Genomic DNA, 13,503 nt, shown 5'->3' with positions numbered 1-13,503 from the left:
CGCGCCTGCGGCAGGATCACCGCCTCCTGCATGCGCGTCGGGTCCAGCCGGTGCTCGTGCACACAGCGGTGCCACGAATCGCGGATCACCTGCTCATGCCCCGCCGCCGCCCGCGCCCCCGCGCCGTCGGCGGCCACCTGCATCACGGTGGCGATGTGCTGGTGCGGGGTGGTGGGCATGGCGCGACTCCGGGTGAAAGGCTGGCAGGCGGGCCTTGCACCTTCGGGGGAGCGCGGGGTGGTGTCAATGGAGGGTTTACCCGACCCTCACGTCTGAATCGTCCATGTGCCGTCGTCATCAACCTTCGGATTGACTCACGACGTCGATGTAAGAACTTGATTGGGCCCTGTTGTTCCCTCAAGTTATGTCACGAAGTGCGTTACAAGTTTTCCGCACACTTTGAAAGTCGTTCTCTAACCCACAACCCATTTCCACCAGAGCAATCTCCAAGAGATCGCGTTGCTCACTCGAAATTGCGAAGTTCGGTACACCAAGCAGAACGAAATACTCATCAAACTCCTGTTGGTCGAGCATACTCACGAACTCTGCGCTTTCTTCCTTTTCCATTGTTCCCGCCACCCATGAGCAGATGGCATTGCTCCACGATCGAAGCTCGTCCTCACGAATCGGTTCGTCGATTGTGAGATAGGTTTCCCGGGGAAGCCCGTACCCTAGCCTTAGTCTTTCCTGCTCTCCTTCAAGCTTCTCACTGACCTCAGGTGGAAAATCTCCGAGGTCATCGTCGATGAGGCACTGGATCTCATCCCTGAACAGATATGCACAGTAGTCCTCCTTGAAGGCATTCATTCTTAAGAAGCGTTCAAGGCATGCTTGATACATGGCTTCGCCGTTAAAGAAGCCGGGGTACTGAAACCTTTCGATCAGTTCGACCAGGCGCGAGCTAGTGACGCTGCCTTCGATCTGAAATCTCTTTGCAATCTCAGATGCAACTGCGGAAATTCCGCGATCTGCGCTGATGGCGACACGGTCTGCAAGAAGCGGTGACGCGCGTAAAACCTCTTCCACGCCAATTTGATACCAAATCGGAATGAGGGTTGCTCGCTCAGCGATTTCCAAGCTAAAGAGTGCATCCAGCTCGCGTTGCGGCCATTGCTTTCGGAAAAAGGCTGGGCTCAAAACAAGCACGCCCGCATCACACTCAGAAAGACCCTTGTCGATGGACCTTCGCAAACTGTCGCCTGCACGAAGGCTAAGTTCGTCAAACCAAACCTGTAGACCATGCGCTTTCAGCGCGTGAGCTAGCGGGCGTACAAAATCGTTTTTGTCTTCACTTGCGTGACTGACGAACAAGGTAGCCATGTAATTGCTGAGTTTGTTTCAAACGAAAGCCGCAGGATACCCACGATTAAGGCCAGAAGAATAGCCAGTGTCGGTGTTGCGCGGAATCAAGGCAGCGCCCCTGCCAACCCCCAAATCCCCGCCGCCAGCACCCCCAGCCCCACAACCTCCACCACGAACGCCGTGTAGGTTCCGGCTTCATCCACCCCACCCAGCCGTTCCTCCGGGTAGCGCCCCAGCGTCAACACCCGCAGCACGCACCAGCCGATGGACCAGCCGACCGTCTGGACACAGAAGTCCCAGGCCAGCCACCAGAGCACGCGCAGCGCGCCGAGCAGGATGCTTTTTGGGGTGTCAAACCAGTCGGTCGGGTCGATCAATGGGGCTCCCTTCGTTTGTTCTGCTTGCGCCGCCCGCGGGTTGTCGGCGCGGCGGTGAGCTGGCGGGTTGCCAGTCGGTTCAGGGTGCCACTCTACAATCCCGCCCCTTTGCCCGAACTCCGCACCCCCCACCCATGAACATCACCGTCAACGCCGACCTGAAGGCCTACATCGACCCGCTGACCCCGGACGAACACGACGCGCTGGAGCGCAGTCTGCTGGCCGAGGGCTGCCGCGATGCGCTGGTGCTCTGGGGCGATGTGCTGGTGGACGGCCACAACCGCTATGGCATCTGCCAGAAGCACGGCCTGCCGTTCCAGACGGTGCAGAACCCGCGCTTCCAGTCGATGGACGACGTGCACCTCTGGATGATCGACCAGCACCTGGGGCGCCGCAGCGTGTCGGACTTCCAGCGCGGCGTGCTGGCGCTGCGCAAGCGCGAGATCGAGGCCGAGCGGCGCGGGCGCGCCCGCGCCGAGTTGGCGGCAGCCGACGTGAACGAGGCCGCCGGGCCGGAGGACGCGCCGTCTGCCGCCGAAGCGCCCGCGACCAAGCCCTTGAAGACCCGCGAAGACATCGCCCGCGCGGCGCGGCTGAGCAGCGGGCAGGTGGTGATGATCGAGAAGATCCAGAAGCAGGCCGCGCCCGAGCTGGTGGAGGCCTTGAAGTCGGGCGCGATCTCGCTCAACGCCGCCGCCGTGGTGGCGAGCCTGCCCGCCGAAGAGCAGAAGGCGGCCGCGCTGGCCGGCAAGGACGAACTCAAGCAGGTGGTCAAGCGCGTGCGCGAGTCGCGCCGCAAGCCGGCGGAGGCGGCTTCGTCTGACGACGCTCCGGTGCAGGAAGCGGGTGAGGCGCCGGACGAGCTGCAGGCCTTGCGCCGCCGGGTGACCGCGCTGGAGGCGGAGAACGCTGCGCTGCGCGAGCAGCTGCAGGCGTTGAACGCGCAGCTGGTGGATTGAGCGGCGGGGCCCTCAGGAATCTGAACGCTCAGGGGGTCGCCAGCCGCTCAGTCCGCGTCACCTGACCCAGCGCGTTGTGGTGTTCGCGCAGGTCCAGCGTGCCATCGAGGTCGGTGTCGCGGTCGACGTGGTCGATGCGGCTCAGGCGCAGGTGTTCCACGCGGGTGGGCAGCCCGGTGCGGGGCTGGAGCGTGACCACCGTGTCCAGCACGCCGTGGGTGTACTGCAGGCGCTGGTCAATCAGGCGGTCACCGTCGGTGTCGATCTCTGATTGCACCGGGTTGCCCAGCCGGTAGCGGTGGTGGCTCTCGAACACGCCGTCGAAGTCGTCGTCGCTCTCGCCCTCGCTGACCTGCCCTTGGCCGTCGTACCGGAAGCGGGCGTCCATGCGGCCGTCGAAGTTGCGGTCGAAGTGGCTCTCCAGCGCGCTGCCTGCGGGCGACAGTGTCCAGCGCTCGTCGGTGAGGCCGTCCTGGTTGTGGTCCCGCTCGGTCTCGCGCGTCGGCGCGCGCAGCCAGGCCAGGCAGAGCGCGCCGCCGATCAGCAGGCCGGCCAGGCCCCAGACCACGTGGCGCGAAGAAGAGGGAGAGGGCGCCGGCCGCTGCACCGGGTCCACCACGGCGGTGGCCTCCCAGCGTTCGATGATCTCGCGGGCCCGGGCGTGGTCTTCTTCCGCCACCACGAGGCGGATGAGCCCGGCCGCGGGCAGCTCGCCGATGGCGCCCTGCAGGTGCTCGCCCAGCACGGTGGCTTCGATGCCCTGCTGGCGCAGCAGGTCGGCGAGCATGTGGCCTTCGACGGCGCTGGCGGGCTGGTAGAGGCTTTGCATGGCGCCACTGTAGTGGGAAGGGAGTGTTTCCGACGCGAAATGCCTTACCCAGGATGCGGTGGAACCGGCTTTGCCGGGCCACTCGCATCGCCCCCTGGAGGGGGTCGCGCGCAGCGCGGCGGGGGTGGGCCAGTTCAGGCCGACGATTTGCCGTCGTCCGGCTCGACCACGCAGCCGTTGATGCGCCAGCCCTCGTCGGCGCCCTGTTCGAGCCGGTAGGTCGCGCGCCAGAGGCGGCCCATGCCGTCGCGCAGCAGCACGGCCTGGATCACGTCGCCGCGCACCGATTCGGACAGCAGGAACAGCACGGACTCGGGTTTCACGAGCATGCCGTATTGGCCCAGCACCATGGCCATGAAGGTGGGGGCGTTGCCAAACATCTTGTGGATGCTGGGGGCGGCGTAGGAAAACGCGCGCTCGGCGTCGTCGGCGGCAAAGGCGTCGAGCTGGGCCTCGACCACGGCGCGCACGGCCTTGGCCTGCGCCTCGGGCAGTTCGGCCGCGCCGCCCGTTGCCGCAGTGAACGCCAGACACAGCGCCAGCAGCCAGCGCGCGAGCCACCCGCGGTTCAGGGCCTGGGGGCGAAGGGCAGCTGGCATGGCGCGCTCCTGACGACAAAAGCCACATTCTCGCCATCACCCTTCTCCCTGCCTGCGTGTCGGACAAGCCCCGTCTTTCTGTGTGGCGCCGCACGGTGGATGGGCGGAAAACATGGTTAAATGCCCTCCAGATAGATTCCATATGGATGGTATACAGATGGCAACCACACTGATCGACGTCAAACCCCGGGTCGGAGACACCGAAAAACTCACCATCAACCTGGGCGTGGTGGACCTCGGCCAGATCGACCTGCTGGTGCAGGAGGGGTTTTATTCCAACCGCTCCGACCTGATCCGCACGGCGGTGCGCAACTTGCTTGCCACGCACGCCGAGTCGGTGCGACAGACGGTGGCGCGCCGCACGCTGATGCTCGGCCTGCAGCACCTGAGCCGCGCCGACCTGGAGCGCGCGGTGGCGGCGGGCGAGACGCTGCGCATCCAGGTCGTGGGCCTGGCGCGCATCGACGAAGACGTGCCGCCCGAGCTGGCCCTGGCCGCCATCGGGTCGGTCTCGGTGCTCGGCGCCTTCCACGCCAGCCCCGCGGTGCGCCAGGCCCTGGCCAGCCGCATGGTCTGAACCCATTCCTTTTCATCCATCTCTTTCATCGCCAACCGCCTCGAAAGCCCTTCTGAAACCCTCTCCCAACACGGTGGCGTCCAGCGCCCTCGCCATGAACATCCAGGAAACCATCGAACGCGCCCTTGCGTCCGCCGGGCTCAACACCCAGAGCGGGCCCATGCGCGGCGTGACCGAGACCATCCGCAAGGCGCTCGCCTCCGCCGGCCTCGGCGGATCGGGGGCGCCCGCGAAACCGGCCGCGCCGGCCGAGACACCCGACACGGTGGGCAAGGCAGCAAAGGCGGCCCGGCCCACGAAGCCCGTCACGGAAGACACGCTCCCCGGCCAGTTCCTCCTGCGCAGCTTCACCGCCCCCGCCGGCACCCGCGCCTACAAGCTCTACATCCCCGCCCGCACCGCACAGCAGGCGGGCCAGCCCATGCCGCTGGTGGTCATGCTGCACGGCTGCACGCAGTCGCCCGACGACTTCGCCGCCGGCACGCAGATGAACCGCCTGGCCGACGAGCACGGTGTGCTCGTGGTCTACCCCGAGCAGCCCTCGGGCGCCAACCCCTCGCGCTGCTGGAACTGGTTCCGCAGCGAAGACCAGCAGCGCGGCAGCGGCGAGCCCTCGCTGCTCGCCGGCATCGTGCAAGCCGTGGGGGAGGAGGTGGCCGTGGACCCCAAGCGCGTGTTCGTCGCGGGGCTCTCGGCGGGCGCGGCCATGGCCGTGGTGCTGGGCGAGACCTACCCCGAGCTGTTCGCCGCCGTGGGCGCGCACTCGGGCCTGCCCTACGCCGCCGCCCACGACATTCCCTCGGCGCTGGGCGCCATGAAGGGCCGCAGCGCCCTGGGCCGCGCGCACTTCCCCGGCACGGCCGACGACCCGCGCCGCGAAACCTCGCACGCGGTGCCCGTGATCGTGTTCCACGGTGACCGCGACCACACGGTGCAGCACAGCAACGGCGACACCATCGTGCAGCAGGCCAGCGCGGCCCACGCCCACCAGACCCAGGGCCTCGTCAGCACCACCGAAGAGGGCGAGGCCGGCGGGCGGCGCTATACGCGCACCGTGCACGCCGACGCCCAGGGCCGGCCGCGCGTGGAGCAGTGGACGCTGCACGGCGCGGGCCACGCCTGGTCCGGCGGCTCCCCCACCGGCTCGTTCACCGACGCCACCGGACCGGACGCGTCGGCGGAGATGCTGCGGTTCTTCATGGGGCGCTAGAAAGCACCCCCGCCGCGCTGCGCGCGACCCCCTCAAGGGGGCAACGCGAGCGGCCCGGCGAAGCCGGTTCCGCCGCGTTCTGGGTGGGGGCACTTCGCGCCGAGATGTGCCCCTGCGGCCCGGGCCGTCCGGCGGTGCCGTGGGCGCACCCCTTCATGCGTCGGCGTAACGCGCCCGCGTGGCCGCCAGCTCGTCGAGCAGGCGCTGCCGCAGCGCGGGTGGCGCGATCACCGCTGCCTCGGCGCCGTACGACAGCAGGCGGCGCGCGCCGTGTTCGATGGACTCGATGGGCATCAGCACGGTGGTCCAGCCCGGCCTCGCCGGGGTGTCGCCGGGCGCCGCGTCGGGGGTGAAGGGGATGCGTTCGTTGTGCAGCCAGCCCAGGGCGCGTGGCGACACGGCGACCCGCGCCTGCAGCGCGCGCAGCTCGGCCTCGAAGCGCGCGGCCGAGGCTTGCCAGTAGGCCGCGAGGTCGAAGGCTTTGGGGCGGCGGAACTTCGTGGGCAGCGTGCGCAGGGTCTTCACGGCCGTGAGCCGGTAGCTGCGCACGGCGTCCTGCCCCGACACTCGCGCGGCCATGTACCAGGTGCCCGCCTTCATCACCAGCCCCAGCGGCTCCAGCTCGCGCTCCGTCTGGCCGCGCCAGCTCTCGTAGCGCACGGCCACGCGCCGTGCGTGCCACACCGCCTCGGCCACCTCGCGCAGGTGCCCGGGCGTCTCTTGCGCGCGGTACCAGTCCACCGGGTCGATGTGCAGCCGCGCGCCCACGCGGTCGGCCTGCTCGCGCCATTCGGCCGGCAGGCTGGCCACCATCTTCAGCCGGGCCGAGGCCGCCGCCGCGCCCAGGCCCAGGTCGGTCGCCGCGCCCGGAAGCCCGGCCAGCAGCAGCGCCTGCGACTCGGGCTCGGTCATGCCGGTGAGCGTGGTGCTCCAGCCCTCACGCAGCTGGAAACCGCCGAACCGGCCGGGCTCGCCCCAGAGCGGCACGCCCGCGGCCGAGAGCTGGTCGATGTCGCGCAGGATGGTGCGCGGCGACACCTCCAGCGCCTGCGCCAGCGCGGGCGCCGTCATGCGGCCGTGGGCCTGCAGCAGCATCAGGATGGACAGCAGGCGGCTGGCTTTCATTGCAGGAGTTTCCCGTGGTGTTTAAAACATGACATCAGGTGACATGGTATGCGGCGCAGCATGCAGCCACTTCAACTCTCAGGTCGTTTCACCATGGAATGGTTCTCTCTCACCCACGCCTCGCAGCTCTGGCTGTTCTTCGTCCTGGTGTTCGGCATCATCGTGCTGCCCGGCATGGACATGGCCTTCGTGCTCGGCAGCACGCTGGTGGATGGCCGGAAGGGCGGCGTGGCCGCGCTGGCCGGTATCGTCGTCGGCGGTGTGGCGCACACGGCGATGGCGGCGCTCGGCGTGGGCCTGGCGCTGCAGGCCGTGCCGCAGCTGCTCACGGTGATGCTGGTGGCGGGCGCGCTCTACCTGGGCTGGATCGGCTGGTCGCTGCTGCGCGGTGCGTCGGCGCTGGGCGAGGTGCGCGACCAGGCCTCGCGCCCCTGGGGCGCCACCTTCCGGCGCGGGCTGCTGACCTGCCTGCTCAACCCCAAGGCCTATCTGTTCATGATCGCGGTCTACCCCCAGTTCGCGCGGCCCGAACACGGTTCGATGGCGGTGCAGGCCGTGGCCATGGGCGCCCTGATCGCGCTCACGCAGGCCGGCGTGTACGGCGCGGTGGCGCTCGGGGCGGTGCGGGTGAAGGCCTGGCTGCGCGGCAGCGGCCGGGCGCAGGTGCTGGCGGGGCAGTCGGTGGGCGGGGTGCTGCTGCTGGGGGCAGCGTGGTCGCTGGTGCAGGCCTACGGGTTCCACTGATTCGCGGCGGGGTGAGCCGTGGCACGATCGCTGCTTCTTGAGACAATCCGACCCCCGCCCACCGCAGAACACCCCCGCCATGGAACTCCCCGCCCACCAGTTGAGCATGACCGTGCTCATGACCCCCGACACCGCCAACTTCTCCGGCAAGGTGCACGGCGGGTCCATCCTCAAGCTGCTCGACCAGGTGGCCTACGCCTGCGCCAGCCGCTACGCCGGCGCCTACGTGGTGACGCTCAGCGTGGACCAGGTGGTGTTCCGCCAGCCCATCCACGTGGGCGAGCTGGTCACCTTCCTCGCCTCGGTCAACCACACCGGCAGCTCGTCCATGGAAGTGGGCATCAAGGTGATCGCGGAGAACATCCGCACCCAGGAAAACCGCCACGTCAACAGCTGCTTCTTCACCATGGTCGCGGTCGACGACAACGGCAAACCCACCACCGTGGCGCCGCTGCGCCCCTTCACGCCCGACGAGCGCCGCCGCCACACGGCGGCCGAGCTGCGCAAGACCATGCGGCGCGAGATGGAGCAGCGCTTCGGGGCGGTGCGCTGAGCCGGCGGCACCACCGCCTGCCCCTTGAAGGTCATGCCGCCCCGCGAAGCTCCTGACGCGGCGCCCCCGGCCGCGCCGGACGCGGGCGGGCTTCAGGACCCGGCCCTGCTGCGGCGCCTGCTGCGGGCCAAAGACCGCATGGACGCCGCGTCGCACGAAGCCTGGCCCGTGACGCGGCTGGCCGAGGTGAGCGGGGTGTCCGAAGCCCATTTCGCGCGCTCGTTCAGGCAGGCCTTCGGCATCCCGCCGCACCGCTACCTGCTGACGCGACGCATCGAGCAGGCGAGCACGCTGCTGCGCGACACCGGGCTGCCCATCACCGAGATCGCCTTCGCCACCGGCTGGGAGAGCCTGGGCACCTTCGGGCGGGTGTTCCGCGACATCACCGGCCAGAGCCCGAGCGCCCTGCGCCGGCACGCCAGGGCCGCGGCGGGGCCGCTCGACCGCGTGCCCGCCTGCGTGCTGAAGGCCGCGCAGCGGCCGGACCTCACCACAGCAGTTTCGGAGAAGCGGCGCCGCGCGGCGACGGGTACAAACCGGCCATCCCTCAAGGATTCAACCAAGGAGATGTGATGAGCCAGGGTATCAACCAAGGTATCAATGTGGTGGGCTTGTACGTGAACGACCAGGACGAGGCGCTGGCGTTCTATGTCGGCAAGCTCGGTTTTTGCGTGCACACGGACGTGCGCAATGGCGCCTACCGCTGGCTGACGGTGCAGTACCCGGAGCAGCCGTCGTTTCAGCTCGGCCTGTTCACCCCGGGACCGCCCGTGCACGACGAGGCGACGGCGCAGACGCTGCGCGCCCTGGTGGCCAAGGGCGCGATGCCGCCGCTGGTCCTGACCGTGGCCGACTGCCGCGCCGCCCATGCGCGGTTGCAGGCCCTGGGGGTGGAGTTCACGCAGGCGCCGGAGGCGCGGTACGGCAGCATCGACGCCGGTTTCCGCGACCCGGCGGGCAACGGCTGGAAGATGATCCAGGCCGCCGCGGGGAGCGCGACGTGAGCGGCGGTCTCCCGGGCGCCTGACGGGCGACGTCAGTCGCCGCCCGGCTCGCCGGGGCAGGGGCCCATGCCGGCGGCGGCCTCGCGCAGCAGGTCGCGCAGCCAGATCAGGCCCGGGTCGCGGCTGCGGTACTTGTGCCACTGCATGGACTGCTGCAGCTGTTTCATCGACATCGGCACCGGCCGCAGCGCGATGGGCAGCATGCCCTGCAGCAGGTGCGCGAGCCGCGCGTGCGCGGTGGCGATCAGGTCGGTGCCGACCACCAGGTGCAGCATCGCGCTGAAGTTGTAGGTGGTGAGGCCGATCTCGCGGGTCACACCGTGGTCGTTGGCCAGCCAGGTGTCGAACACCGGCAGGCTGCCATCCGACGGAACCATCGCCACGTGGCGCGCCTGCAGGTAGCGCTCCATCGTCAGCGCGCCCTGCGCCAGCGGGCTGCCCTGCCAGACCGCGCACACGAAACGGTCGTCGTACAGGGGGTCCAGCGGGTGGTCCGGTGAACAGAAGTTCGACGGGATGATCAGCAGATCGGCCTCGCCGCGCTCCAGGTTGCGGTGTGGCGGTCCCACCTGCTGCTTGAAGTTGAAGCGGGTCCGGCTGCCGCGCTGGTGGGTCAGCGCCAGCATGGCCGGGATCAGCACCGCCATCGAGTAGTCGGACACGAACAGCGTGAACTCGCGGTCCGACTCGGTCGGGTCGAAGGCCGGCCGCGCGGCCACCGTGGTGTCGATGCGCACCAGCACGTCGCGCACCGCCTCGTGCAGCAGCTCGGCCCGCGGCGTCAGCTCCATGCGGCCCCCCACCTGCACCAGCAACTCGTCGTCGAAGTACTGGCGCAGCCGCGAGAGCGCGTTGCTCATGGTGGACTGGCTCAGGAACACGCGCTCGCCGGCCCGCGTGACGTTTTTTTCGGTCAGCAGGGCGTCGAGTGCGACGAGCAGGTTGAGGTCGAGTTTCTTGAATCGCATGGTGGGGGCGGCGGCTAGTGTGCATCAGCCCCGGTGTGGCGCCGGGCCGTGCGCGCCGGGGGCAAGGGTTTGCCCTGATATTTCAAAAGTGGATGGAAAGGATCAGAACAACCCATTTCCCAGGGCCTGCCCTTCTCCCTAAAGTCGCGGCTCGTTTGATCTGGATCAAGTGGCCCGGATCGACGAGGACCCCACACCTACAAGGAGACAAGCCATGCCCGTTCGAGCGTTTGCCCGACAAGCCACTGCGCGCAGGTCCGCCGCACGCCCCGCGTTGTCCTGCCTGTGTCTGGCGCTGCTGGCGGCCCAGTCGGCCCAGGCGATCGAGATCGATACCGGCAACCCGGACTGGACCCTGCGGTGGGACAACACCGTGAAGTACAGCGTGATGCAGCGCCTGAAAGACGCCTCGCCCACGCTCTCGGCGCAGATGCCGCTGACCGCCAACCAGGACGACGGCGACAACAACTTCAGGAAGGGCCTGGTGTCCAACCGCCTGGACCTGCTGACCGAGCTCGACCTCGCCGGCCCGGGCTACGGCGCGCGCCTCAGCGGCGCCGCCTGGTACGACAGCGTCTACAACGGCCAGACCGACAACACCGGCTTCACCGCCAACCACCGACCGGGCAGCGCGTTCGCCACCGAAACCCGCGACCTCATGGGCCGCAAGGCCGAGCTGCTCGATGCTTTCGTGTACGGCAAGTTCGACCTGGGCGAGCGCCCGGCCTCGGCCCGCCTGGGCCGCCACACGCTGCTCTGGGGCGAGAGCCTGTTCTTCGGTGCCAACGGCATCGCCGGCGGCCAGGCGCCGCTGGACCTGATCAAGCTGCTCTCGGTGCCCAACGCGACCTTCAAGGAGGTCGCCATGCCCACGGGCAAGCTCTCGGGCCAGGTGCAGCTCAACCCCGACGTGTCGCTGGGTGCCTACCTGAGCTACGAGTGGGAGAAGACGCGGCTGATGCCGGCGGGCGCCTACCTCTCCAGCAGCGACTCGCTGGGCCCGGGCGCCGAGCGCATCCAGGCCGGCCCCACCGCCGCCTTCGTGCGCCAGCCCGACCTCGACGCCAAGGACAGCGGGCAGGGCGGTGTGCAGCTGCGCTTGCGCGCGCCGTCCATCGACACCGACTTCGGCCTCTACGCCATCCGCTACCACGCCACCACGCCGAGCAACATCAACACCGTGCTCACCGGTGTGCCGCCCGCGCTGGTGCCCAGCAGCTACCGCTGGATGTACCACGAGGGCGTGCGCGCCTTCGGCGCCAGCTTCGCCAAGTCGGTCGGCGAGTGGGGGCTGGCGGGCGAGGTCTCGGTGCGCCAGAACACGCCGCTGGCCAGCTCCGGCCAGGCCTCGCTCTCGACCATCCGCGTCAACACCGGCCTGAACAACAACAGCAACCCGGGCTACGCGGTGGGCGAGACGGCGCACGCGCAGGTGTCGTGGATCGCCTCGCTGGGGCCCTCTTTCCTGTCGCGGGAGTCGTCCTTCGTGGGCGAGGTGGCGTGGAACACGCGCATGAAGGTCACCCGCAATCAGCAGATGCTCAACCCCAATGCCGACAAGTCGGCGGTGGCCACGCGCATGGTGTTTTCGCCCAGCTACCGCCAGGTGCTGCCGGGCTTGGACCTCTCGCCCACGATCGGCCTGGGCTACACCAAGGGCAAGTCCTCGGCCGTCGGGCCGGGCTTCGGGGTCGACGGCGGCGGCGACATCAGCCTGGGGCTGAGCGCCGTCTACCTCGGGTCGTGGAACCTGGGCGTGAACTACGTGCATTTCCTGGGCAAGGCCGCGCCCACGCTCGACGCCAACAACAACGCCGTGTACCAGCAGGCGCTGAAAGACCGGAACTACCTGACCGTGTCGCTGCGCACCACTTTCTGACCGAGGAGACCCCCATGAACCCCATCACCCATTGGGCCCCGGCGCTGTTGTGCGCCCTGGTGGCCACGACCACCGCCCACGCCGGCGTGACCGCCCAGGAGGCCGCCCGCCTCAAGACCGACCTCACCCCGCTGGGTGGCGAGCGCGCCGGCAACAAGGACGGCAGCATCCCGGCCTGGACCGGTGGTTACACCACGGCCATCCCCGGCTTCAAGAACGGCGGCCGCCGCGGTGACCCGTTTGCGAACGAGAAGCCGCTCTACAGCGTCACCGCCGACAACCTGGCGCAGCACGCGGCCAAGCTGACCGAAGGCACGCAGGCGCTGCTGAAGAAGTACCCCAAAACCTTCCGCGTCGACGTCTACAAGACGCACCGCACGGCCGCCGCGCCGCAATGGGTCTACGACAACACGCAGAAGAACGCCACCAACGCCAGGATCGAAGGCGACGTGGTCACCGGCGCCTACGGCGGCATCCCGTTCCCCATCCCCAAGACCGGGCAGGAGATCATGGCCAACCACGAGCTGCACTGGCGCGGCGAGGCCTGGCAGGCCGATTTCCGCGGTTACCTTGGCACGGCCAGCGGCCAGCGTGTGCTGTCCGTCGAAGGGCGGGGTGACTTCCAGATGCCGTATTACGCCGAAGGGCAGGCCGACAAGTTCAACGGCGAGCACTGGCAGATCCGTCTGGTCAACAGCGGCCCGCCGGTGCGTGCGGGCGAAGCCATCACCGGCAGCATGAACCTGGACCAGGACAAGAGCGCTTCGTGGGTCTACCTGACCGGCCAGCGCCGCGTGCGCAAGCTGCCCAACGCCTGCTGCGACACGCCCACGCCGGCCAGCGCCGGGGTCGCCAGCTTCGACGAAGTCGATGTCTTCGGCGGCCGCAGCGACCGCTTCGACTGGAAGATCGTGGGCAAGCAGGAAATGCTGATCCCCTACAACAGCAACCGCCTGCACACCCCGGCCAAGGACGGCGATGTGCTGCTGGCCAACCACCTGAACCCGGACCACGTGCGTTGGGAGCTGCACCGCGTCCACGTGGTCGAGGCCACGCTCAAGGCCGGCCAGCGCCACCAGGCGCCCAAGAGCCGCTACTACGTCGACGAAGACACCTGGGTGGCCGTGCTGGGCGACCGCTGGGACGCCAAGGGCCAGCTCTGGAAAACCATCTGGTCGCACCCGGTCGTCATGGCCGATCTGCCGGCCACCACACCGCAGCAGCAGTGGGGTTTCAACGACCTGATCTCGGGTGCCTGGTACGCCAGCGGCGTGGTCAACGAGCGCAACCAGCAGTACAAGATCGTGCCGCGCCGCCCGGACAGCTTCTTCACCCCTGAAGCCATGGCCGGCGACGGCGTGCGCTGAGCGGACCACC

15 protein-coding genes are annotated in these 13,503 nt (G+C 68.7%); 9 read left to right on the top strand and 6 right to left on the bottom strand.

Annotation, left to right across the window (positions count from 1 at the left end; translation table 11 throughout):
• Positions 1-357 precede the first annotated feature (357 nt).
• Together IV088_RS16140 and IV088_RS16135 are read right to left on the bottom strand one after the other, a co-directional pair.
• On the bottom strand, positions 358-1,320 hold the full coding sequence (locus tag IV088_RS16140; RefSeq protein ID WP_291104167.1) for a toll/interleukin-1 receptor domain-containing protein: 963 nt from the start codon (positions 1,318-1,320) through the stop codon (positions 358-360).
• A gap of 86 nt (positions 1,321-1,406) precedes the next feature.
• Positions 1,407-1,679: a hypothetical protein gene (locus tag IV088_RS16135; RefSeq protein WP_291104164.1), complete on the bottom strand. Its 273-nt coding sequence runs from the start codon at positions 1,677-1,679 to the stop codon at positions 1,407-1,409.
• Between the two features lie 134 nt (positions 1,680-1,813).
• Between IV088_RS16135 and IV088_RS16130 the strand changes: the two genes are divergently transcribed.
• Positions 1,814-2,638 (top strand): plasmid replication/partition related protein, encoded by an 825-nt coding sequence (locus tag IV088_RS16130; RefSeq protein WP_291104161.1) that lies wholly within the window; start codon positions 1,814-1,816, stop codon positions 2,636-2,638.
• A 28-nt stretch (positions 2,639-2,666) separates the two neighbouring features.
• Here the strand turns inward: IV088_RS16130 and IV088_RS16125 are convergent, their stop codons facing one another.
• Positions 2,667-3,467, bottom strand: coding sequence for a DUF2007 domain-containing protein (locus IV088_RS16125; protein ID WP_291104158.1), 801 nt, complete (start codon positions 3,465-3,467; stop codon positions 2,667-2,669).
• 134 nt (positions 3,468-3,601) lie between these two features.
• Positions 3,602-4,066: a DUF4864 domain-containing protein gene (locus tag IV088_RS16120; protein ID WP_291104155.1), complete on the bottom strand. Its 465-nt coding sequence runs from the start codon at positions 4,064-4,066 to the stop codon at positions 3,602-3,604.
• A gap of 157 nt (positions 4,067-4,223) precedes the next feature.
• On the opposite strand from IV088_RS16120, the gene IV088_RS16115 reads away from it, so the two are divergent.
• Positions 4,224-4,643 (top strand): CopG family transcriptional regulator, encoded by a 420-nt coding sequence (locus tag IV088_RS16115; protein ID WP_291104152.1) that lies wholly within the window; start codon positions 4,224-4,226, stop codon positions 4,641-4,643.
• Positions 4,644-4,737: 94 nt separating this feature from the next.
• Positions 4,738-5,853 (top strand): PHB depolymerase family esterase, encoded by a 1,116-nt coding sequence (locus IV088_RS16110; protein ID WP_291104150.1) that lies wholly within the window; start codon positions 4,738-4,740, stop codon positions 5,851-5,853.
• 153 nt (positions 5,854-6,006) lie between these two features.
• Here IV088_RS16110 and IV088_RS16105 read toward each other — a convergent pair whose 3' ends face one another.
• Positions 6,007-6,978, bottom strand: a complete 972-nt coding sequence (locus IV088_RS16105; RefSeq protein WP_291104147.1) for a YafY family protein — start codon at positions 6,976-6,978, stop codon at positions 6,007-6,009.
• 93 nt (positions 6,979-7,071) lie between these two features.
• Here IV088_RS16105 and IV088_RS16100 point away from each other — a divergent pair, with 93 nt between their 5' ends.
• From IV088_RS16100 to IV088_RS16085, 4 genes are all read left to right on the top strand, one after another.
• Positions 7,072-7,722 (top strand): LysE family translocator, encoded by a 651-nt coding sequence (locus tag IV088_RS16100; protein ID WP_291104144.1) that lies wholly within the window; start codon positions 7,072-7,074, stop codon positions 7,720-7,722.
• 79 nt (positions 7,723-7,801) lie between these two features.
• The gene (locus IV088_RS16095; RefSeq protein WP_291104141.1) at positions 7,802-8,275 is read left to right on the top strand and encodes an acyl-CoA thioesterase; all 474 of its coding nucleotides are present in this window, start codon (positions 7,802-7,804) and stop codon (positions 8,273-8,275) included.
• A gap of 33 nt (positions 8,276-8,308) precedes the next feature.
• Positions 8,309-8,848 carry a helix-turn-helix transcriptional regulator gene (locus IV088_RS16090; protein ID WP_291104138.1) on the top strand — a complete coding sequence of 180 codons (540 nt, stop codon included), beginning with the start codon at positions 8,309-8,311 and terminating at the stop codon, positions 8,846-8,848.
• An 11-nt stretch (positions 8,849-8,859) separates the two neighbouring features.
• Positions 8,860-9,279: a VOC family protein gene (locus IV088_RS16085; RefSeq protein WP_291104179.1), complete on the top strand. Its 420-nt coding sequence runs from the start codon at positions 8,860-8,862 to the stop codon at positions 9,277-9,279.
• Positions 9,280-9,311: 32 nt separating this feature from the next.
• On the opposite strand, the gene IV088_RS16080 is transcribed toward IV088_RS16085, so the two are convergent.
• Complete coding sequence (locus tag IV088_RS16080; protein ID WP_291104135.1) at positions 9,312-10,247, bottom strand: LysR family transcriptional regulator; 936 nt, start codon at positions 10,245-10,247, stop codon at positions 9,312-9,314.
• A 214-nt stretch (positions 10,248-10,461) separates the two neighbouring features.
• On the opposite strand from IV088_RS16080, the gene IV088_RS16075 reads away from it, so the two are divergent.
• Entirely contained in the window at positions 10,462-12,126 is a 1,665-nt protein-coding gene (locus tag IV088_RS16075; protein ID WP_291104132.1) for a DUF1302 domain-containing protein, read from the top strand.
• 14 nt (positions 12,127-12,140) lie between these two features.
• The gene (locus tag IV088_RS16070; RefSeq protein WP_291104129.1) at positions 12,141-13,493 is read left to right on the top strand and encodes a DUF1329 domain-containing protein; all 1,353 of its coding nucleotides are present in this window, start codon (positions 12,141-12,143) and stop codon (positions 13,491-13,493) included.
• The last annotated feature ends 10 nt before the right edge of the window (positions 13,494-13,503 follow it).

It is taken from the genome of Hydrogenophaga sp. (genome assembly GCF_018780075.1).
Taxonomy (GTDB): domain Bacteria; phylum Pseudomonadota; class Gammaproteobacteria; order Burkholderiales; family Burkholderiaceae_C; genus Hydrogenophaga.
This window is presented reverse-complemented; position numbering and strand designations above follow the sequence as displayed.